Source organism: Algoriphagus machipongonensis (assembly GCF_000166275.1).
In the GTDB taxonomy this organism is placed as follows: domain Bacteria; phylum Bacteroidota; class Bacteroidia; order Cytophagales; family Cyclobacteriaceae; genus Algoriphagus; species Algoriphagus machipongonensis.
Genome location: NZ_CM001023.1, coordinates 4,359,558 through 4,381,126 on the forward strand (window position 1 = coordinate 4,359,558; position 21,569 = coordinate 4,381,126).

A 21,569-nucleotide genomic window follows, 5' to 3' on the forward strand; every position below is an offset into this window, starting at 1 on the left:
TTCAATTAGAAAATCACATTAATATATTTTGATTGACCCAGTCAATTTCCTCTTCCCGAATCGTATGTTCAGGATCATCGAAAAGTAGGGTTTTAACTTTTCCTCCCATCTTTGAGATTAAGTCAGCGGATTCTGAAATTCTTTCAGCTGGAACATGAAAATCTCGATTGCTACTTCCGATAAAAATCGGTGTTTCAAGAAAATCTCCGTGATACTTTTCTGTCTGAATTTTCTCACCAATTAATCCACCAGTAAAGGCGATAACTCCTCCTAGTTTTTGAGCATTTCTTGTTGCAAACTCTAAACTTAAACAGGCACCTTGCGAGAAGCCTATGAAATAAACATTTTCAGGTTTTATCCCTGCTTCCATTACTTCATCCCAAGTCTCCTGAATCACCTTTATTGACTTTTCCAATGCCAATTTATTTTGCTGATCAGGAGCCATAAAACTATAAGGATACCAAGTTCCCATTTCAGCTTGTGGAGCCAAAAGAGCAAAATCATCCAAATTTAAGTATTGATTTAAGGAAAGAATATTTGTTGCTGACGCTCCTCTGCCATGGATCATGATGGCTGCCTTCTCAGCTTTATTGATAGGCAATCCACTTAATTTCAAATCAGGCATATTCCTCCGTCTTTAAAGTGACTGGTGTTAAACTTTTTTCTATTTTTTCACGACTTGGTTCTGCCCATTCTGGAAGTTTGATTAGCTCTCCCAAATGTGCTTCATCCTCATCTATGGCAAATCCAGGTTCATCAGTAGCAACCTCAAACAATACACCTCCGGGTTCTCTGAAATAAATTGAAGTGAAGTAATTTCTATCTTTTACCTCAGTTGTTTGATAGCCATTTTCCATTAATAGCTTTTGCACTTCCAATTGAGAATCGGAATTGGCAGTACGGAATGCGATGTGATGCACTGAACCGGCACTTTGCATGCCTCTATGTCCATTTGGATTCACAAGGATATCTATAATATCACCTGCTTTTCCTTCTGTGCCATATCGGAAACGATCTCCCTCCTGACCTATGAAATGATAATCCATAAAACCAGTCAATAAGCGCTCGGTAGCGTCTTTTTCTCGAAGGTTTAAGGTAGCACCAAAGAATCCTCTGATGGAATTCTCTTTGGGAATTTGTCCATAGGTCCAACCTTTCCTATCATCTGTATCGTTTTCCACCAACTCGATACCCATCCCATCATGGTCTTCAAATCGGATCACTTTATTTCCAAACCGATCCAACACATCCGAAACAGGAATTCCAAATTTCTTCAATCTTTCGATCCAAAAATTCAAAGAATTAGTAGGAATAGAAAACGCCGTATAGGTCAATTCACCTGTTCCCTTACTTCCTTTTCGGGCTCCGGTAAAAGGGAATGTGGTAAAGATAGTACCAGGACTTCCCAGTTCATCGCCGAAATAGAAATGATACACGTCAGGCGCATCAAAATTGATGGTCTTTTTAACCAATCTCAACCCCAGAATACCAGTATAGAAATCGATATTGGCTTGTGGATTTCCAGCAATAGCTGTGATATGGTGTATTCCACTGATTAATGGTTTCATGACTTTGGGGAAATTGGTTTATGTTAATTTCTATCAATTAAATAACTAAGCGATTCTTAAGGAAAAGAAACCTTTGAGATAGCACCTATCCCAAAGGTTTGACTTTTTAAGCCTGCTTTACTAACTGAACGCTTAAAATCAATTTTACTTGATCACTTACTACTACAGATCCAGCTTCAGTTACTGCGGACCAAGCAAGTCCAAACTCTTTTCTATTCACTTTTCCTTCGATGTCAAAACCGGCTTTAGTTTGTCCATAAGGATCTCCAGCCACTCCACCAAAGTCAACATCCAAGGTTACTTCTTTGGTAGTTTCTCTCATCGTCAAGTCACCGACTAACTTATGGTCGCCACCTTCATTCACTATTTTACCTTTGAAACTCAATTTAGGATGATTTTCAGCATCAAAGAAATCTGCTGATTTCAAGTGAGTATCTCTGTCAGCTTGATTGGTGTCAATACTGTCGATGTCTGCAGTGAAAGCTACTTCAGCTCCGTCAAAATCCTCGGAACTACTTTCTACACTTCCTTCAAATTTTCTGAAATATCCCGTAACTGTAGAAATTACTAAGTGTTTTACTTTAAAAGATACTTCTGAGTGTGTTGGGTCAATCGCCCATTTTGTTGTGGTTAATTCTTTAGTTTCCATTTTGATTTTATTTAGTTGTTATTGAATTTATTTTATGTTAATACTTTAAATGTATATACATTAATATAATGAAATTTTTTTAACCTCGAAGTTTATCTAGTAAATCATTCAATTGATTCACTTCTTCTTTGTCCAAATTCACAAATTTCCAGTTGCCTTCTTCCACTTTGGTCTGAAGTTCTGCAAGAATTTTTAATCCCTCTTCCGTGATCAATACATCCACTTGCCTTCTGTCGTTTGGACATTCAGTTCGTCTTACATATCCTTTCAATTTCAACTTCTCGATCAATCGGGATGCATTAGACATTTTGTTTAACATACGATCTTGGATAGAAGAAACCGTCGTTGGAACTCCATTTTGCCCTCTTAAAATGCGGAGAACATTGTATTGTTCTGGAGAAATCCCATAAGGTTTAAACAACCCATTTTGACAGGTTACCAAGTAACTGTGCGTATACAATAAATTGACAACTGCCTTATTATAAGGGTCTTTGAAAACCTTCTGTTGTATTTCGTCTTCGATCTTTGCCATTATTCTTGCAATTGTATTTAATGTATATACATGTAAATGTAAGAAAAGGTTTCAAATTTGTCAAAAAAATTTTTCGCCCAACAGATCTCCCCTAACAAAAATTAATGCAATCCTCTTTATATCAGAGCATTAATTAAACACTTTGTTCAATTAACCAATCTCCAATCAATCGATTTATTTCTCTGGGCTTTTCTATGCAGCTGCTGTGTCCAGCACCAGGAATTCTATGGAGTTTTGAATTTGCAATACCCATTTGAATGAATTTTGCCTTTTCTGGTTTTGTCGCTACATCTTCATCTCCCACGATGATCATTGTAGGACAAGAAATGAATTTCAGTTCGTCTTCCACACCCGTCCTATTGATCACCCCATTCACGGGTCCCGTTACAGATTTCTTATTCCCCATCATTTCCTTTTTCCAAAGCTCCACTTTCTCTTTGTTCAAAGGGTTATTCAGCCAGCTTTCAGCAAACATGATGGGCATGACTTTATTGGCAACGAGGCCAATCACGCCAAACCATTTGACAATATTATTCAAGGTTCTGTATTTTGGAATATTTTCCACAGGTTCAGAATTGGCTGAGGTTTCCAGTAAAATCAAACTTTTTAATATTTCAGGGTGTCTGGCTGCCAAGCGAATCCCGACAAAACCTCCCATGGACAAACCAGCAAAATGTACCGGCCCAGGGCATAATTCCTTGATAAGCGCCAAGGCATCTTCCGTCAAAGTATCCATGTCAAAAGGAGCTTTAACCTCACTTTTTCCTTGTCCTCGATGATCAAAAGCAATTACCCTAAAACGAGGAGAAAGAAAATCTATCTGCTCCTGAAACATGCGATGGCTCCAAAGCAATCCATGAGAAAAAATGATAGTCTCCTCACCTACTCCTTGTTCAGTATAATAGATTTTAACTTGATTTATCTCTAAATAAGGCATGGTATAAAATAAAAAATAAACTGGGACATCTTGTTAAGTCACAAGAAATCCCAATTTATATACTCTTTTTTGAATTTTAAGTTTTACCAGTCTAAACCTGGTTGATGGATAGGAAAACTTCCTTCCTCCTCTTTTGCCTTGTCTACAATAGCTTTTACATCTTCCAGTAATTTCTTCGAATCATAAACAATCCCATCTTTCACGGTATACTTAACCCCTCCGACACGAATTGCTTTATTATTTTCATCAATTCGAATCGCTCCTGTTCCATAAAGCACTTTCAGGTTTTGAAGAGGGTTTTCCTCCACGATTACAAAATCGGCTAATTTCCCTACTTCTACTGTACCGATTTGATCTTCCATCCCCATTAACTCTGCTCCATACATGGTGGCAGATCGAATCACTTCCAATGGGTGAAAACCCGCTTCCTGAAGCAATTCCAATTCTCTTATGTAAGCAAAGCCGTAAAGCTGGTAGATAAAACCTGAGTCAGACCCTGCAGTAACTCTACCTCCACGATTTTTGTACTCATTTACAAAAGTCATCCAAAGCTGATAATTTTTCTTCCATTGGATTTCAAGAGATGTCGTCCAATCAAACCAATAGGAACCGTGAGATTGTCTACTTGGCTCATAAAATTTCCAAAGAGACGGCAAAGTATAAACCTCATGCCACTCCGCTCTCTGTGCTCTCATCAAATCTCGGTTGGCTTCATAAATATTAAATGTAGGATCAAGCGTGAAATCAAGCTCCAATAATTCATTCATTACCTTGTTCCAATGCTCCGAATATGGTGGTGCAGCCTGCTCCCAAAGCTTTCCTGCCTCCGAAAATCTATGCTGCTCGTTTTGGTAATTATAATCAACTGGAAAATCCTGAACTGTTCTATTTTCAAACAATGCTTCAGGAAGTCCATACCAATGCTCCATAGAAGAAAGACCCGCTCTAGCAGAATTCAACACATTCCACCTTGCAACATCCATTTGTGCGTGGTGCATAGCAGAGCGCAATCCTATTTTTTTATTCTGAGAAATAGCAGCTTCCATTACTTCTGGCTTAGCACCAAAAAATTTAATCCCATCTGCTCCTTTTGCTTCATTAGAATTAACCCAGGCGATAGCTTCTTCAGCATTGGTAATTGGTTTTTCTGATCCTTGTCCGAAACCAGTATATGCTAAGATTCTAGGAGCCGTAATTTCATTGGCAGCAGACTTTTCTTTTTGGTCCAACACCCATTCCAAACCATTTCCTGCGGATGGATCTCGTACGGTGGTGATGCCATGGGCAAGCCAAAGTTTAAATACATACTCAGCCGGAGTTCCCTGACCTCTTCCACCGATATGACCATGAGAATCTACAAATCCAGGCATTAAAAAATGTCCTTCCAGATCATAGACTTTATCATTTTCTCCAGCTTTTGGCCTTCTATTCTCATTGATTGGTAGTCCTGGATACCCTACTGTTTGAATCTGGGCGATTTTATTTTTTTCTACTACGATATCTACAGGACCAATCGGTGGTGCTCCTGTTCCATCTATAAGTGTAACTCCTCTCAAAATTAGTCGATCATATTGACCATCTCCTTCATTTCGAGCGGGAGCGGGCTCAATTTGTGCTTGAACACAAAAGGTAACCAGGCTACAAAATGTAGCCATTAGGAATAAAGATTTTTTCATGGTTGGCGGTTTAATATATAATGACAATTAAGATAGGTCAAAATAGGTGAACTTAAAATCAGATTATGATGAACAGCGAAAACAAAAAAAAAGCCCTTTGGAAATCCAAAGGGCTAAATTCTATTAATATCGATTTTACAAATCCTTAAACTTCTCCATAATGTCTTCAGATATTCCAGTGAAAGAATACCCTCCGTCATGGAAGAGGTTTTGCATGGTAACCATTCTAGTCAAATCTGAGAACATAGTCACGATATAGTCTGCACAACTTTCAGCGGATGCATTTCCCAGTGGAGAAAGCGAATCGGCAAAATTGTAGAATGAATCAAATCCTCCAATTCCAGTTCCTGCGGTAGTTTTTGTTGGGGATTGTGAAATCGTGTTGACACGTACATTCTTTAGCTTACCATATCGATAGCCATAACCTCTGGCAATACTTTCAAGCAATGACTTTGCATCAGCCATATCAGTATAAAAAGGGAATACTCTCTGTGCTGCAATATAAGATAGCCCTACGATGGATCCCCACTCTTTCATGACGTCCATTTTCTCAGCTACCTGCATCATTTTATGAAATGAAATAGCTGACACATCGTAAGACTTCATCGCCCAATCATAATTCAAATCACCATAGGAGCGACCTTTTCGAATGTTTGGAGACATCCCGATGGAATGCAAAATAAAATCAAAATCTCCACCCAAATACTCTTTGGCTTCGGTATAGAGCTTTTCAATATCTTCTAAACTAGTCGCATCAGCAGGGATAACGATGGTATCACACTCTTTTGCAAGATCGTTGATAGCTCCCATTCTCATAGCAATAGGGGCATTTGTCAATACAAATCGAGCACCTTGTTCCTTAGCTTTCAATGCGGTTTTCCATGCAATGGAATTCTCGTCAAGGGCACCAGTGATGATACCTAGTTTTCCTTTCAGCAAATTTTCTGGCATATACAATTATGTTGATTTCAAAAATAAAGGTAAAAATAGAGAAAATTTGCCATTCAGTCCCTACAATTCCCTCTTGACTCTGACTTATCGCTTCAGCAACTCTTTAGCACTTTCCAAAGCAGAATTACTTGGACTTGCTCCTCCGATCATTTTTGCGAGCTCCAATATCCTCTCCTCTTCATTTAGTTCTTTGATCTTACTGATTGTCTTTTTAGAGGAATTATCCTTGTAAACAAAATAATGCAAATCTCCTTGGCCAGCGACCTGTGGCAAATGGGTAATACAAATCACCTGATGCTGTTCTGAAATTTTCTTCATCATCCGAACCATCTGCAATGCAACTTCCCCAGAGATCCCTGAATCTATCTCATCAAAAATCAAAGTAGGCAAAGCCATTTTATCGGCCATTAGATATTTGATAGCAAACAATAATCTGGAAAATTCTCCACCTGAGGCGACTTTTTTAAGTGGCTGAAGAGCGGTCCCTTTATTGGCCGAAAAAAGTATTTCTATTTGATCAAGCCCATGCGAACTCGGATCGATCGATGTTAAATCCACTTTCAACTTGGCGTTTTCCATCCCAAGTTCTGACAATAGCTTTTCCATTTCCTTTTGGAAAGAAGGAAAAACAGCTGCCCTTTTTTTACTTAAGGCTTTTCCCGCCTCCTTAAGAGTCAAAAGAGATTTTTGAAGGTTGGCATCTGCTTCTGATAAGGTCTCATCTAAATTTTGGGCTTGGAAAACTTTCTCCGCTAGTTCTTTCTCCAAGTCTACCAATTCATCCAAGGAGTCGACTCCGTGTTTTTTCTGTAATTGATAAATCTTACTTAAGCGATCCCTAATCTCATCCAATTTTTCAAAATCAACTTCTACTTCTGCTTCTTCATCACCTAATGTGGCTTCCAAGTCTTTCAGTTCAATCAACAAACTCTGAAAACGCTCCTTTAGCTCAGAAAATTTATGAGCCAAACGCTCCAAAGTTCCCATCCCGTTTTGGACTTGCTCCATTCCCTGCAAAATCCCAACCTGCTCATCATTGAAAAGATGGAGCATTTCATTGATTTTCAACTTGATTTCCTCGGCATTTTCAAGAACCTCTTGTTTGGACTCTAGATCAGGCTGCTCTCCCTTCTGAAGCGTCAAAGCACTTAGTTCCTCCAGTTGAAACTGATTGAAATCAGCTTCCTTTTGGAGCTCGCTTGCTTTTTTCTGAAGCTCCTGAAATGCTGATTGATCTTTTCGGAAGGCTTTAAATGCTTTTTGATAGGATTTTAATTCGGTTCCAGTCTGCGCATAGGCATCAATCAATCGCAATTGATAAGCACCATCACCTAGCTGTAATGTGTCATGTTGTGAATGCACGTCCATCAGCTTTCCACCTAAAAATCGAAGCTTTTCTAAAAGCACAGGCGTATCATTAATAAAGGACCTTGATTTTCCACTTGGGCTAATCTCTCTCCTTACGATACAGTTCTCTTCAAAATCTAGCTCCTCCTGTTCAAAAAAATCTTTCAACCCGTACTCTCCAATATTAAACACCCCCTCTATGATGCACTTTTTATCTTCGTACAACAAAACTTTGGTATCTGCTCGATTTCCTAATAATAGCCCTGCAGCTCCCAGCATGATGGATTTACCAGCACCAGTTTCACCAGTTATCATACTCAAACCCTTACTGGGTTTCATGTGCAACTGGTCAATCAATGCGTAATTCTGAATCGTAAGAGATAGTAACATGAGGTTGGCTTGAAAAGCACAAAGTTAAAAATCGAGTTTAGCTTTTCAGTAACTCGTTATATTTTCTAGCATTATTCGGATCTACTTCTAGCAGAAGTTCGACTAGTTCTGTCCGTATTTCTAAGGAAGCTCCTTTGAATACCTTTGAAATCTCATCCCCTTTTGCATCCATAAAGGTAATAGTCAAAATTCCATTCGGCTGAGCTTTGTTTGCTTCTGCTACCAATCTCACTGCCTCCAACATATTCTCATATGCTTTTTCGGGTTCTGTCAACAAAATATCCAAGCCCTGCCTATGGTAAAGGTAATTTGCTTCACGAATTGGAGCGTAAACTGGGGATGAATAAATATCATTGATCAACCAATATCGATTCCTACGGTCTGTAGGACTTTGAACCCAGCCAGGTCGTCCGGATTGCTGTGCATTATTGACTATATCATTGGCAATTTCAAAAAACTGCTGACCTCCTTCTTTTTCAAAAGTGTCATAATCCATCCCTAAAGCGATATGAGCATAATATCCCAATAATGAGCTAATGTTATTCAGGAAATTAAATCGGTTGAACTCCAGAGGTTGCGATTCGATGTAATCAAAATTCCAATTTCTGTCAGCAAAATTAAAAATCAGAGTTTCATAATTGGTTCCGTAAACCGGTCTCACTACTTGAACCTGAACAGTCGCGTTGTAGATCCCCACTTGTGGGACATCATTAATAGTTATTAGAAGATTGCCTTGAATCCGCTCCTCCGGCCTAAACTCATCCGTTGTCCAGGACCTTCCATTAAGAAACTGCTCAAAGCTAGTTTTCATCGTGGAGAAAACCGTGGTGTTTTGGATTCTTGCCCGGTCACTATTGATGATTACAGTGAAATTTAATTCTTGGGCTTTAGCGAAAAATGCCAAGCATATAAAAATGATGCTGAAGACCGCTTTTTTCATAGGTCTAAAAATAATGAAATATTCAGGTTCAGACCCAAACCGATGAAGATTTGATTTGATCCAATATCAATTCTGCAATATTTGATTTCGTAGCAATTTCCGAGCTCACCGATCTACCTGAAGAATGATAGATATGTACTTTATTCGTATCCAATTTAAAGCCTGCTCCAGATTCCCTCATGGAATTTAGAACGATTAAATCGAAGTTTTTCTTATCTAATTTCGCATTAGCATTTTTCTCTCCCTCTTCAGTTTCTAGGGCAAAACCCACATGAAGCTGTCCCGGCTGTTTTATTTTCCCAAGCTCTAGAGCTATATCCACATTCTTTTTCAATTTGAGGAATTGCTCAGAATCATTCTTCTTGATCTTCTCTTTTGCTACTTCAGCTGGCGCATAATCTGCAACAGCGGCAGCAAAGACACATATATCCATCAGTCCATGGATTTTATGCGCTGCTTCATACATTTCCTTTGCAGAGTGGACATCGGTCCAATGAAATTTTGATTGATCAAACTTTAATGAAATTGGACCTGAGATCACATATACCTCCGCTCCTCTGGCTAAAAAGGATTTTGCCAATGCCAAGCCCATTTTTCCGCTGGAGTGATTACTGATAAACCTTACCGGATCCAAAGCTTCTTGCGTTGGCCCCATGGTGATCATCACTTTTTTCCCTTGAAAATCTTGAAGTTTGGAGAAATGTTTCTCTACCTCAATAAGTATATGCTCCGGCTCCATCATTCGCCCTTGCCCAGATAATCCAGAAGCCAACTCACCTGCTTCGGCATCTAATAGGATGTTGCCATAACTTAGCAGCTTATCAATATTGGAAAGTACAGATGGATGCTGGTACATATCCAGATCCATTGCAGGAGCAAACATAACGGGACATCTTGCTGAGAGGTAGGTAGCTGTCAATAAGTTATCGCATAACCCATTGGCAAATTTCGAAAGTGTATTAGCACTTATCGGAGCCACTAAAAATAAATCAGCCCATAGCCCCAACTCCACATGATTATTCCATTCCCCTGTTTCATCTTTTTGGAAATCCACCAAAACAGGTTTTTTAGAAAGTGTAGCTAAAGTCAATGGGGTAATAAAATCAAGAGCAGAAGCGCTCATAATTACTTGCACTTCTGCTCCAGATTTGATCAGTAAACGAACTAAAAAGGCGGATTTATAAGCAGCAATACTGCCTGTAACTCCTACTAAGATTCGCTTACCTTTTAAGCTCATAAATATTACTCTGCTCCTTCCTCAGTTGGGTGTCTGAAATAGACTTTCCCTTCAATGAACTCTTCCATTGACAAAGTAGTAGGCTTAGGCATTCTTTCGTAGAACTTAGAGATTTCAATTTGCTCTTTGTTTTCAAAGACCTCTTCTAAGTTATCTACAGTAGAAGCAAACTCAGAAAGCTTATTGTTCAACTCTTCTTTCAAAGTAGAAGAAATTTGTTTTGCTCTCTGACCTACCACATGAAGTGATTCATAGATATTTCCAGATTTATCAGCGATTTTATCTAAATCACGAGTAATGATAGATGGATTGATAGCCATATTATTATCTATTTAAGTTCGTTTATTAATTATTGTTAGATGGAAGTTCCTTTTTCTCTGCTTCCAACACTGCTCTTCTTTCAGCAACTTGCTGCTTCAGCTCAAGATGTTCCTGCATTTCTTCTCTTGCTTCAGCTTCGTATTTTTCAACCTCAGATGTATAGGCACTCTCAGGGTACTTTCTATAAAAGACCCCAGCAAACCTCAAGGCATCAGTAAGACGTTCCTCTTTTTTGGCATATACTGAGTTTTCGGCATACTTTGTTGTTACCTCAACCAATTTATAGGCTAACTCCTCATTGTATTTGCTTTCAGGATAGTCTTTAGCAAAATTCTGAATACTGATAGCACATGCTCTCATATTCTGCCCAGGATACAGTCCATCTTTCAAAGTGTAATACATTTCAGCTTGCTGATACGCTTTTTCCTCGAATCGTTTTTCAAGATCTGTCAGCATTTCCATTGCTCGCTCATAACTCGCTGATCCAGGAAACAAGGTTACAAATTGCTGAATTGCACCTACAGCCTCTTGGCTACTTTGCTGATCCAAATTAAAATCTGGGGCATCCAAGTATAAAGCATAAGCTCTCATAAATAAAGCTTCTTCTGCCAATGGGCTTCTATTGTAAGTACGATAGAAATTATTGAAATAACCAGCAGCCTCAATGTACCGCTTGGTTTTAAAGTGGCAATTAGCATAATTATAATCAGCCAACTCTGCCTTCTCACTACCTCTAATTACGGGCAAAACCTTATCATATAGGATGATTGCCTTATTATACTCGCCTTCTTGATAGTATTTATTTGCCCCAGCATATAACTCCTCCCAATTCGTGCTTTTTTCAAGCTTGTTAAAAGGGCCACAGGCAGTTAGGGCTATTCCTACAATTAGAACGATAATGTGGTGTACGCGCATTTTCATTTTCAAGACCGCAAATATACGGGATAATTATTCGGATTCAAATGTTGATATTGAGAGTGATGTCTCCTTACTTCTTGACAACGAGCTTCTTTGTCACAATATTTTTATTGTTGACAAAGAGTGTGTAAAAGTAAACCCCAGGGTTGAAATCTGATACGTTGATCAATAGTGAATTTCTGTCTGGGTCGAGCTGGTACTCCGCTACCGGATTACCAATAAAGCTATTTATGGCGATTTTAGCTTCCGCATTAGTATTTTTTAACTGATAATCCAGCTGAGCAACTCTATTGCTAGGGTTTGGATAAATATCACTTAGTGTAATTTCCTTGTAATCAAACTCATCAATTTTATCATTTGGATTGGATACTTCATAGTTCGCCTCCACTAAAAAAGACTCCCTGATATTCTCAACATTGACAAAATTGAGTTCAAAGCTACCCTTTGTCGAGACAATCCCCATATCAAAATCCATGTATAAATCAGTTATGAGCTCGCCTGGCTGCAATGAAATCTTCACCTTCCCCAAATCTCTCTTAGGATCATAGCAATCATCACCTATACAAATTTTCACATGCTGCGAGGAACCGATGTTTCCAATGACATTTTTCAGAAAATAAGTGATGGGTTCAGTGGATTCGTTTTGAAGAATAATGGTTTTACGCTGGGAGGTACTGATGTCCCCAACAAACTTTAAGTCTTCGCTCAAGACGCGAACTTGCTGCGCTTCCGCAAATAGCGGTAGCATTAGGCAAAGCCACAAAAAAGTTCTGAGGAAGTTATTCATGTAAAGTTTTATTCTATATAGGGCAGTTTTGTGATCAACTGTAATAAATATACGCACAAAACTAGTTCGTTGTTAATCAGAAGACAGAAAAATCCGGTTAATTGTTGTTAACCTCGGTAAAATTTTTTCAAAAGTTTTACGTTTAGCTAAATTATTAGATTATTTCAATCTTAATTTTGCTTTTTCAAAGATTCCACGCCTCGCTTTTTCAATTCCTCCTCAATTTCTTGATCGGTAGGCATTCTAATTTCAATATCAGGTGAATTGAATAGGTTTTTTGCTTTTGGATCAATTTCCTGAATTGGCCTCCAACTATGGATCAATTCCATATCGGGTCTTTCATCAAATCTCCAACTAAATCCAGGAAGCCTGGAATTATCATTATCGATTCTTTGAGAAGGTATAAACCTACCATCTGGCTTAACACCATAATTCACTCGATTGATGGCTCCATCCTTAAATTTAAGTTGAATCGTGGCACTTAGCGTACGGTTAACCCCCTGCGAAATGGTATCTGATTCCAACACAAAGTACAGGGACTCGCCATTTCCTTCAATGTCCATTTTGGAAATTTGACCGTCAGAGAAATACCCTGTCATTTTCCTCCCTTTCATCTGATTGAAATTGAGAATAGTATCTTGAGTGATAATGAAGGCATTGTCTTTCAGAAATACACGTTCTAAGACTTCATTCGCAATAAAAAATGTCATGCTATCCGCAGAAATCTGGCTTTTTTGATTCCACATAACCGGCTCCTGATATAGGTGTATGGAAGAATCATTATAGTTATAGACCAAAGAATCTGCTTTTCCTGACAGATCTGCTTTCACCAAATTTACATCTCTAAAAGCCTGAAGATATTTCAGAGAATCTTCTTCTCTATCATAGGAAATCAAAGAATCGGCAGTCATATACAAGGTGTCAGCCTCAAAATACTTTCGGACCAATGCATTGCCATAAATCAAGCTGTGTTTTTCCTCTTCCCAATATTTTCCTACCTCACCAAAAATCTCAATCTCTCTTTCCTTATTTAGCATCCTCACATCTTCCTTGCCTTCATAGTAGCCGAGATTCTCGTCATAAAACAATTCGATAGCCTTAACCCTACTGGTTTCGGTCTCTACAATACCATCAAAAAATCTAAACTGTTTATTCTGGGTATCATAAAAACTACCCTTCTGTGCATCTAAGGTATTTCCTTCCTTTGAAACCAGATTCGTCAACCCCTTGGTTTCAGCGGTTTTTGGAATTGTCATATACACCAAATCATTGGTTCTCAATGTATAGTCTGGATTAACCAAAACCACATCATTTTGAAAAGTAATCCGCTCAATACTTACATCGTATCTGCCTTTTTCACTGGTTAGCACGTTAGCAGAATCAATTACTCGCCCATCATTAAAATAGTAAGCGATATTTCCTGCTCGGTCATAATCCAGATAATCGGTGTATAAGGTCGTCTCTTGATTGGTAAAGACCACATTCGTTCTCAGTTTGGCCAACTGTGTATTACCATCATACTCTGCATAACTACTGGTCGTCTGAATAGGGTCTTCTTGATCTACTATTCTTACATTCCCAAAAAGTTTAGCCTGATTCGTTGCTTGATAAAAATAGGCCGAATCACAATAGATTAAAGAACTTTGATGCTCCATCTCTACATCACCAATGAGTCTTTGGAAACCTTCGGCTCCAACTAATTGACCTGCATTATTGATATTTAAAGCTGAGGCTTCTTGCGCCATACTTTGAACCGTCCATTGGCACAAAAGAAAACTGATCAGAAAAATACGGGTGATTTGCTTAGTCATAATAATGGGATGGGGGCAAAATTAGCAGAAAATGATATTTTTGGTTAATGATTGAAGCATTTATCCATCATATCAAGAATAAGTCAATTCTGGACTTAGATAAGAAATACCTTTTGGCATGTAGCGGAGGCTTAGATAGCGTATGCTTAGGTACTCTCCTACATCAATCCGGTTTTTCTTTTGAAGTTGCCCATGTCAACTTTCATCTACGGGAAAAAGAAAGTGATGGGGATGAATTGTTTGTTAAAAATTTAGCCGAGCAATGGAATGCACCTTTTCATGTCCATCAAGCAGACACCTATTCATTTGTCGAAGATCATAAGGTTTCTACGCAAATGGCTGCCAGAGACATCCGATATGAATGGTTTGAGCAAATAAGAAAAGAGCGAAATCTGGCGGGTATTTTACTTGCCCATCATGAAGATGACCAGCTTGAAACTATTTTCCTCAATTTACTAAGAGGGACAGGCATAGAAGGCCTTTATGGAATGGCAGAAAAACGAGGCAAATTAATAAGACCACTATTGCCTTTTTCAAGAGCTGAAATTCTAGAATTTGCTACTGCCATGGAGTTAGCCTGGAGGGAAGACAGCTCTAATAAAAGCACGGACTACAAAAGGAACAAATTGAGAATTGATATTTTACCGAAGCTGCTTGATTTTGCTGAGGATTCCAGAGCCAACTTATTTACGAGTTTTGATAGATTAAAAGATACTGGGAGGGCATTTACAGGTTTATTTGATCAATGGAAGAGTCAGGCCATTAAAGATGAAGAAGGAATTCAAACCTTAGGCTATAGTGATTTCTTGCATCTAGATGGTGCCACTTCCCTTATCTATTTTTGGTTGAGATCTTACGGATTTAACAGTACTCAGGCTCAAGAAATCTATCAATCCTGCCTACTTGGGGAGTCTGGAAAACTATTTGAATCCGCTTCTTTTGTTCTAAACAACGATAGAGATCAATTGATTTTGGCGCCCAAATCCATCGGTTTTGCCGACATTGAGCTATCATCTAATGATCTTGGCTTTGATATTCCAGAAGGAAAATATGAGTTACTAAAAACGGGTAGTCCTTCTGAAATAGATAAAAGCCCGTCGAATGCGATGTTGGATTTGGAGCAATTGACTTTTCCCTTAAAAATCCGGCAATGGGAAGAAGGTGACAGATTTATTCCCTTGGGGATGAAAAACAGCAAAAAAATCAGTGATTTTTTAATAGATTTGAAAGTACCCTTAGTAAAAAAATCCGGTATCAAAGTTTTGGAGTCCGATGGAAAAATTGCCTGGATCATAGGGTATAGAATTGCAGATTGGGCAAAGCAAACTGCCGCAACCCGGAAAACCTTATACCTGAAGAAGCGCTAGCTATGCGAAACCCATTTTCTAAAACATACACTCCCGAAGAACACGAAATGTTTGATTTCCTCTCGCAAATCAAATTTTTTGAGCGTATGAAGAATAAAGAGATGGCTCGGTTTATCCCAGCCATGCACCATAGAAAGTACAAAAGAGACGAGGTGGTTTTTTTTAGTAAAGACCCCAGCCAAGCGCTATACCTAGTAAAAAATGGTCAGATTTCTCTTACAATAGATGTCAGGGACAATTTTGAAACCATTATGGAGATCAATAAAGGGGAAGCTTTTGGCGAGAACTCACTTCTTGAAAATACCAAAAGAACTTACACGGCGATCATAGTTTCAGAGGAAGCTGACCTGATAGTTATTCCTCATTTTGCACTTCAGGAGGTATTTGATAGCAACCCTAAGATTAAAGCAAAAGTAATGACCTCGCTTGCAGAATATTATAATCAGAACAATCAACGACTTTTCAGGTCATATCGAGAATCTTTCGGATTCTTTAGCCTCCGTCAAATGTTTGAATAGGCCTTCTCAAAGTATTCTAGCCTCGTTTATATAAAATCCGCCTTGACAGGTAAAGTATTCTCCGCCTGACTTCTATTCCTAGGCATAGTTTAATAACTTAGCGTCGCTTTTTTCAAGGCAATAATTCAATTAAAATTTATAAAATCTCATGAGCAAAGTAACCGTAGTAGGGGCAGGTAACGTGGGTGCTACCTGTGCCGATGTATTGGCCTATCGCGAAATCGCAGAAGAAATCGTTTTAGTAGACATTAAAGAAGGTGTCTCCGAAGGTAAAGCCCTTGATATTTGGCAGAAAGCTCCTATCAACCAGTATGACAGCCGTACTATCGGCAGCACAAACGATTATACTAAAACTGCTAACTCTGATGTAGTAGTAATCACTTCTGGCTTGCCTCGTAAGCCGGGCATGACACGTGATGACCTTATCGAAACTAATGCTGGAATCGTTAAGTCTGTAACAGAAAACGTGATCAAGCACTCTCCAGATGCAATCATCATTGTTGTTTCCAACCCATTGGATGTGATGACCTACCAGGCACACTTAACATCCAAACTTCCAAGAACCAAAGTAATGGGAATGGCTGGAATCCTGGATACAGCGCGTTACAGAGCATTTATTGCTTCTGAACTTAATGTATCTCCAAAAGAAATTCAGGCTATTTTAATGGGAGGTCATGGTGACACTATGGTTCCACTTCCAAGATATACCACTGTTGCGGGTATCCCAGTTACTGAATTGATCGAAGAAGAAAAACTTAATGCGATCATCGAAAGAACAAAATTTGGTGGCGGTGAATTAGTGAAATTGATGGGTACTTCCGCTTGGTACGCTCCAGGGTCTGCTGCAGCGCAAATGGTTGAATCAATCTTAAAAAATCAAAGAAGAGTATTCCCAGTTTGTATCAAACTTGATGGCGAATATGGTATCGACGATTGTTATTTAGGTGTTCCTGTGATTCTAGGTAAAAACGGAATCGAGAAAGTTTTGGAATTAGATCTTAATCAAGATGAAAAAGACCTATTAGAAACTTCAAGAGGACATGTAAAAGAAGTAATGAGCGTATTGGATAAATTGGGTAAATAACTCAATCTATTTTATCTTAATGGACCTAAGGTTTCAGAGTTTAATCTCTAAAATCTTAGGTCTAATTTTTGCACCATAAATCCAAAAACTGTCTGTGAAAATCTGGAAAAGCCTACTTGTATTGCTCATTTTCATCCTTTTAGCGGGTGGAGGATTCTGGATTTATAAAACTTATTTTTCTGCTAGGAATGTCAATAGCCTTGAGCTGATCAGCCAAGATGCTATTTTCGTTTTTGAAACTTATCAGGGAGCCGAAACCTGGAATTCCTTAGTAAATGATCCCGTTTGGGAGATTTTCCAATCTTTACCAGCATTTGATAAAATATCCAATCAACTGGTTACTCTAGATAGTTTAACAGGAACTTCTGGTCAGGTTGCCTCTTTAGTACAGGGTGAGCAACTCACCATCAGTCTTCATTCTACTGGAATTGAGACCTTTGAACTCCTTTATACCCTAAATCTAAGCCCACTCAAAACGAATGGGATTATTGAAGATATTAAAACAAAAATCCCTGCTGGCTCAAGGTTTCAAAACAGAACCTATTCAGAACAGGAGGTTTTGGAGTTTTACAATGAAAACAACGACCGCCTCTGGTCAATAGCTATCCTTGGAGATTTAGTAGCCTTTTCTTCCTCCTCCTTTTTAGTCGAGCAGGCTATAAGATTTTATATGAATGAAAGCCAAGAGGATTTTTCAGACTTGATCTCAAAAACGCCTGCGGACAAAAATCTTCCTGGTCGCCTATTGCTATCTGGTAAAGGGCTAGCCTCCATGCTCAAAGGCGTGGCTGGTAACCGTGAAAATCAATCCATTGCCGGTTTGGAAGTAATGAACTCTGGATTGGCCCTAGATTTGAATTTTGAGGAAGGAAAACTGGTTTTTAAAGGCCCCGTATTCTATCCAGATCAAAACAACTTTACGCCTTCCATCAGAGCAAACTTAACTGCAATAGAGTCCCTTATTTCCAATAGAACACTTTCCCTGACCCAAATCAACTTGGAAAGCATCTACGAAACTCAAAAATTAGAAAACCGTGCTTTCCCCTTCAGATCCACACTGGAAGGTGAAATTCAAAGAAAACTGACCGACAAGGGATTTTTCGACGGCTTTTCTGGAGAACTTTACCTCTTAAACCTGGAAAGCTCCGGAGGTTTTGATAATAATCTGGCACTTTTAGCAAGGACTGAAGATGCCGGCCAGCCATTGACCTTACTTAAGGAGTTTCAAACCGATGAGGGAGGCGAAAATTCAGATTATTATCAAGACTATGAAATTCTATTCTTCGCTGAAGAAGACTTTCCTGCCCATCTATTCAATGGTAAATTCCCGGGTTTTGGTCAAACTTTCATTACCAGTGTCAATGACATTTTGATTTTCACCAATTCCCAGCAAGCAATGAAGTTGATTTTGGATGACTTCACTTCTAACAATACTTGGAGGAACTCCAAAAATGCTCCAGAAGCAAAATCAGAATTAACTTCTTCAGCAGGGTTTACAAGACTATACCTCATCGATAAAATCTGGAATAACTGGACCAAAATCACAAATCCTTCTTGGTCTTCATTTTTACAGCGCTACAGCAGTAGTTTCCGGTCATTTCCATGGCTTTCTTTAAAAGTGAATGACTTACCCGGCGGAACGGAAGCCACCCTTACAATCCCTTACAAAGGGGATTTCAAAGCAGAGGCAAAACCTATGGAAGCAATCAGTCTTCAGCCTAATAATTCCGTAACTCTTGATCAGACACTAATCTATGGTCCTGTTTCCGTAACAAACTACCAAGACAATACAGAGGATATTTTAGTGCAGGACGCGTCCAATGTCATGCATTTGTTCAATGGGGTTGGAGAAGAAGTATATTCTTATCCTTTGGATGGACCGATTGTTTCTGACATTTTTCAGGTAGACTATTATAAAAACGGAAAGCTTCAGATCCTCCTTTCTACTCGAGATAAAGTATATGGAATCGATCGATTAGGGAATCTATTACCTCGATACCCATTTGATTTAGGCAATGAATTAATCAACTCATTAAACCTTGTTGATTATTCAAACACTAAAGAATACCGGTACTTCATAAGCACTGAAGGAGGCGATTTATTCCTTTTGGATAAAACTGGACAGCAACTGGATGGCTGGGACCCTCTACCTACTGGAGAAAACACAACAGGGTCAGCCTCTCATTATAGAATCCCCGGCAAGGGAGATTATATGGTAGCTTTAGGAGAGAAAGGCTCTTTATTCATTTACAATAGAAGAGGTGAAAAACAAGCAGGCACTCCTATAAAGCTGGGTGAGTCTATTCTATCAAAAGGTGTAGTTTGGAGAGATCCAAGATCAAGAAGCTTCCAATTCATCACCATCACAACCAACGGTGAAATCATCAAAACCAATTTTGACGGGGAAATCACTTATAGAAATCAACTGATCAAGAATGATCGTGATAGTGAGTTTATGCTAGTGACGGATCAAAAATCAGAGGATTTCCTCTTTGTCTCCAGACAATTCAACGAAGTTTCGGTCTTGGACAAAAATGAAAATCAGCTGATGAATCTTAGAGTTGCTAGTGAGGAATTGAAGTATCAGTATTTTGATTTTGGGGGTGAAAGACAAATTTTCGCCTTGACAGATTTGACTCAGGAGTTCAGTTATCTATACGACATGAAAGGAAATCTTCTGACTACTATGCCACTGGAAAGCAGTAATTCCGTTCAAATTTCTTATCAACCCTCTCAGGGTCAGTACCTCATAAGAACTATAAGTGGAAATAGGCTTACAGAGTTTTTACTGGCAGATTAAGCTTTGTCAATTTCCTTGGGCATCATTTTATGAATGGCTAACTTGCGCAAAATTCAAAAACACCTCATGGCGGCGAAAAAATCATTCTTACTCTTTACTTTATTTTGGCTAGTCTCTTCATTTTCATTTGGCCAGCTACTTACTGAAGAAGAAGAATATTCAGAAATCACGAATGAGGTAAATTTAACTTCGCCTTACCACACGACACTGACCTTCTTTTATAATCTGGAAGAAAGTCATTTCAAACCTGAGGAAGCTGCAAAAACTTTAAACCTCAAAGGGGTAAGCAACGCAAATGGAGCAAAACTAAGCTCGAAACTAAAGCAGATTTTTGAAGGAAAAGGAGTTATCATCCGAACCAATGAAATCCCCAATGAGCAGGACTTTAGGGATACCACCTCTAACTCAAACCAGATTTTTTACTTTGATAAAAAGAAGCTTCCCGGCGTATTTCTTGAAAAAATTGGCGCAGATTGGAAGTTCTCATCCTTTACCGTAGGGCAAATCAATAGTATTCATAAAGAAACTTATCCTTACGGCACTGCAAAGCTTTTAGACCTTTTGCCAAAAATCGGGAATCAGGAATACTTGGGGCTCCACCTATGGCAACTGGTGGGCTTTCTTATCTTGATTTTTATCGTTTTTATGAGCCATCAGCTCTTTACTTTTTTAGTAGACAAAGGGTTATTATACATTTTAAAAAGAAGCGGATACGGCTATATAGGCGAGAATTATTTACTCCCAGTGGCAAGGATTACCAGTTTCTACCTGATCGTTCTACTATTGGCACTTTTCCTTCCGGTATTACAGCTTCCAACCGAAATTTGGGCTTGGATTATTGTGATCATTAATACGCTTAAACCATTCTTGATCACGGTTATCTTTTATAAGATCGTAGATATCATTACTGCCTATTTCTCATCACTAGCGGAGCGTACAGAGTCTACTTTGGATGACCAACTTGTCCCTTTAGTACGCAAAACGCTCAAAGCTTTTGTGGTGGTCATTGGTACACTATTTATCCTAAAGGAAGGCTTAGATCTCGATATCATACCCTTCCTAACAGGTCTTTCTATCGGTGGTGTGGCTGTGGCTTTGGCTGCTCAGGATACGATCAAAAACTTCTTTGGCTCTATCATGATTTTCTTGGATAGACCATTTCAAGTGGGTGACTGGATTACTTCTGGCGATTTGGATGGAACAGTAGAAGAAGTGGGTTTCAGATCTACAAGGGTAAGGACTTTTCGGAATTCTGTCATGTATATCCCTAATGGCAAAGTCGCAGACGCAACCATTGACAATCATGGTTTAAGGTATTACAGAAGGTTTTACTCTACTCTTACCATTACTTATGATACACCACCAGACTTGGTGGATGAATTTGTAAATGGGTTACGTGAAATTGTACTTTCGCATCCAAAAACAAGAAAGGACGTCTTTCACGTGTACTTCAACAACCTTTCTTCTTACAGTTTGGATATCATGTTTTACATCTTTTTTGAAGTTCCAACTTGGCCAGAAGAGTTAAAATGTAGACATGAAATCTTAATTCAGATCATGAAACTTGCGGATTCTCTTGAAGTGAGATTTGCCTTTCCTACACAGACCGTTCACATGGAGACTTTTCCAGAAAAAAAGAGCCTTTCTCCTGAGTATGACCCTGACATGAAAATTTATCAGGCAAAACTGAGTGAATACTTAAAAACTGAACTCAAGAAAAAGGATTAGCCATGTTG

General features: G+C 38.8%; 19 protein-coding genes. 5 read left to right on the forward strand and 14 right to left on the reverse strand.

The window, feature by feature from the left end; all coding sequences use genetic code 11:
- Positions 1-13: 13 nt before the first annotated feature.
- The 14 genes from ALPR1_RS18405 to ALPR1_RS18470 all read right to left on the reverse strand — a co-directional run bounded on the left by ALPR1_RS18405 (position 14) and on the right by ALPR1_RS18470 (position 14,064).
- The gene (locus ALPR1_RS18405; protein WP_008202948.1) at positions 14-625 is read right to left on the reverse strand and encodes an alpha/beta hydrolase; all 612 of its coding nucleotides are present in this window, start codon (positions 623-625) and stop codon (positions 14-16) included.
- Complete coding sequence (locus tag ALPR1_RS18410) at positions 618-1,568, reverse strand: ring-cleaving dioxygenase (protein ID WP_008202950.1); 951 nt, start codon at positions 1,566-1,568, stop codon at positions 618-620. The genes ALPR1_RS18405 and ALPR1_RS18410 overlap by 8 nt, the downstream gene beginning before the upstream one ends.
- A gap of 106 nt (positions 1,569-1,674) precedes the next feature.
- Complete coding sequence (locus tag ALPR1_RS18415; protein ID WP_008202952.1) at positions 1,675-2,217, reverse strand: YceI family protein; 543 nt, start codon at positions 2,215-2,217, stop codon at positions 1,675-1,677.
- 79 nt (positions 2,218-2,296) lie between these two features.
- Entirely contained in the window at positions 2,297-2,749 is a 453-nt protein-coding gene (locus tag ALPR1_RS18420; protein ID WP_008202953.1) for a MarR family winged helix-turn-helix transcriptional regulator, read from the reverse strand.
- A 133-nt stretch (positions 2,750-2,882) separates the two neighbouring features.
- A complete protein-coding gene (locus ALPR1_RS18425; RefSeq protein WP_008202955.1) occupies positions 2,883-3,686 on the reverse strand; it encodes an alpha/beta fold hydrolase in 804 nt (267 codons plus the stop codon).
- Between the two features lie 83 nt (positions 3,687-3,769).
- Positions 3,770-5,362, reverse strand: coding sequence for an amidohydrolase family protein (locus ALPR1_RS18430; protein WP_040303002.1), 1,593 nt, complete (start codon positions 5,360-5,362; stop codon positions 3,770-3,772).
- Between the two features lie 135 nt (positions 5,363-5,497).
- Entirely contained in the window at positions 5,498-6,313 is an 816-nt protein-coding gene (locus ALPR1_RS18435) for an enoyl-ACP reductase FabI (RefSeq protein WP_008202959.1), read from the reverse strand.
- 84 nt (positions 6,314-6,397) lie between these two features.
- Positions 6,398-8,050 (reverse strand): DNA repair protein RecN, encoded by a 1,653-nt coding sequence (gene recN / locus ALPR1_RS18440; RefSeq protein ID WP_008202960.1) that lies wholly within the window; start codon positions 8,048-8,050, stop codon positions 6,398-6,400.
- Between the two features lie 37 nt (positions 8,051-8,087).
- On the reverse strand, positions 8,088-8,990 hold the full coding sequence (gene porD, locus ALPR1_RS18445; RefSeq protein WP_008202962.1) for a type IX secretion system protein PorD: 903 nt from the start codon (positions 8,988-8,990) through the stop codon (positions 8,088-8,090).
- A 28-nt stretch (positions 8,991-9,018) separates the two neighbouring features.
- On the reverse strand, positions 9,019-10,227 hold the full coding sequence (coaBC, locus tag ALPR1_RS18450; protein WP_008202963.1) for a bifunctional phosphopantothenoylcysteine decarboxylase/phosphopantothenate--cysteine ligase CoaBC: 1,209 nt from the start codon (positions 10,225-10,227) through the stop codon (positions 9,019-9,021).
- A 5-nt stretch (positions 10,228-10,232) separates the two neighbouring features.
- Positions 10,233-10,547, reverse strand: coding sequence for a DNA-directed RNA polymerase subunit omega (locus ALPR1_RS18455; protein ID WP_008202965.1), 315 nt, complete (start codon positions 10,545-10,547; stop codon positions 10,233-10,235).
- A 25-nt stretch (positions 10,548-10,572) separates the two neighbouring features.
- The gene (locus ALPR1_RS18460; protein WP_040303006.1) at positions 10,573-11,469 is read right to left on the reverse strand and encodes an outer membrane protein assembly factor BamD; all 897 of its coding nucleotides are present in this window, start codon (positions 11,467-11,469) and stop codon (positions 10,573-10,575) included.
- Positions 11,470-11,536: 67 nt separating this feature from the next.
- On the reverse strand, positions 11,537-12,253 hold the full coding sequence (locus tag ALPR1_RS18465) for a T9SS type A sorting domain-containing protein (RefSeq protein ID WP_040303008.1): 717 nt from the start codon (positions 12,251-12,253) through the stop codon (positions 11,537-11,539).
- A gap of 170 nt (positions 12,254-12,423) precedes the next feature.
- The gene (locus tag ALPR1_RS18470) at positions 12,424-14,064 is read right to left on the reverse strand and encodes an OstA-like protein (RefSeq protein ID WP_008202968.1); all 1,641 of its coding nucleotides are present in this window, start codon (positions 14,062-14,064) and stop codon (positions 12,424-12,426) included.
- 47 nt (positions 14,065-14,111) lie between these two features.
- On the opposite strand from ALPR1_RS18470, the gene tilS reads away from it, so the two are divergent.
- The 5 genes from tilS (at position 14,112) to ALPR1_RS18495 (ending at position 21,561) form a co-directional block, all read left to right on the forward strand.
- Positions 14,112-15,431, forward strand: coding sequence for a tRNA lysidine(34) synthetase TilS (tilS, locus tag ALPR1_RS18475; protein ID WP_008202969.1), 1,320 nt, complete (start codon positions 14,112-14,114; stop codon positions 15,429-15,431).
- 2 nt (positions 15,432-15,433) lie between these two features.
- Positions 15,434-15,949 (forward strand): Crp/Fnr family transcriptional regulator, encoded by a 516-nt coding sequence (locus tag ALPR1_RS18480; protein WP_008202970.1) that lies wholly within the window; start codon positions 15,434-15,436, stop codon positions 15,947-15,949.
- Positions 15,950-16,097: 148 nt separating this feature from the next.
- On the forward strand, positions 16,098-17,033 hold the full coding sequence (gene mdh, locus ALPR1_RS18485) for a malate dehydrogenase (protein ID WP_008202971.1): 936 nt from the start codon (positions 16,098-16,100) through the stop codon (positions 17,031-17,033).
- 94 nt (positions 17,034-17,127) lie between these two features.
- Positions 17,128-19,833 (forward strand): hypothetical protein, encoded by a 2,706-nt coding sequence (locus ALPR1_RS18490; protein WP_008202974.1) that lies wholly within the window; start codon positions 17,128-17,130, stop codon positions 19,831-19,833.
- 66 nt (positions 19,834-19,899) lie between these two features.
- Positions 19,900-21,561: a mechanosensitive ion channel family protein gene (locus tag ALPR1_RS18495; protein ID WP_040303903.1), complete on the forward strand. Its 1,662-nt coding sequence runs from the start codon at positions 19,900-19,902 to the stop codon at positions 21,559-21,561.
- The last annotated feature ends 8 nt before the right edge of the window (positions 21,562-21,569 follow it).

Coding starts and splice junctions, on each gene's coding strand:
- ALPR1_RS18470 (WP_008202968.1), bottom strand. CDS start 14,064: ATGACTAAGCAAATCACCCGTATTTTTCTGATCAGTTTTCTTTTGTGC.
- ALPR1_RS18425 (WP_008202955.1), bottom strand. CDS start 3,686: ATGCCTTATTTAGAGATAAATCAAGTTAAAATCTATTATACTGAACAA.
- tilS (WP_008202969.1), top strand. CDS start 14,112: ATGATTGAAGCATTTATCCATCATATCAAGAATAAGTCAATTCTGGAC.
- ALPR1_RS18435 (WP_008202959.1), bottom strand. CDS start 6,313: ATGCCAGAAAATTTGCTGAAAGGAAAACTAGGTATCATCACTGGTGCC.
- ALPR1_RS18455 (WP_008202965.1), bottom strand. CDS start 10,547: ATGGCTATCAATCCATCTATCATTACTCGTGATTTAGATAAAATCGCT.
- ALPR1_RS18480 (WP_008202970.1), top strand. CDS start 15,434: ATGCGAAACCCATTTTCTAAAACATACACTCCCGAAGAACACGAAATG.
- mdh (WP_008202971.1), top strand. CDS start 16,098: ATGAGCAAAGTAACCGTAGTAGGGGCAGGTAACGTGGGTGCTACCTGT.
- ALPR1_RS18405 (WP_008202948.1), bottom strand. CDS start 625: ATGCCTGATTTGAAATTAAGTGGATTGCCTATCAATAAAGCTGAGAAG.
- coaBC (WP_008202963.1), bottom strand. CDS start 10,227: ATGAGCTTAAAAGGTAAGCGAATCTTAGTAGGAGTTACAGGCAGTATT.
- ALPR1_RS18460 (WP_040303006.1), bottom strand. CDS start 11,469: ATGAAAATGCGCGTACACCACATTATCGTTCTAATTGTAGGAATAGCC.
- ALPR1_RS18415 (WP_008202952.1), bottom strand. CDS start 2,217: ATGGAAACTAAAGAATTAACCACAACAAAATGGGCGATTGACCCAACA.
- ALPR1_RS18410 (WP_008202950.1), bottom strand. CDS start 1,568: ATGAAACCATTAATCAGTGGAATACACCATATCACAGCTATTGCTGGA.
- recN (WP_008202960.1), bottom strand. CDS start 8,050: ATGTTACTATCTCTTACGATTCAGAATTACGCATTGATTGACCAGTTG.
- ALPR1_RS18430 (WP_040303002.1), bottom strand. CDS start 5,362: ATGAAAAAATCTTTATTCCTAATGGCTACATTTTGTAGCCTGGTTACC.
- ALPR1_RS18495 (WP_040303903.1), top strand. CDS start 19,900: ATGGCGGCGAAAAAATCATTCTTACTCTTTACTTTATTTTGGCTAGTC.
- ALPR1_RS18420 (WP_008202953.1), bottom strand. CDS start 2,749: ATGGCAAAGATCGAAGACGAAATACAACAGAAGGTTTTCAAAGACCCT.
- ALPR1_RS18465 (WP_040303008.1), bottom strand. CDS start 12,253: ATGAATAACTTCCTCAGAACTTTTTTGTGGCTTTGCCTAATGCTACCG.
- porD (WP_008202962.1), bottom strand. CDS start 8,990: ATGAAAAAAGCGGTCTTCAGCATCATTTTTATATGCTTGGCATTTTTC.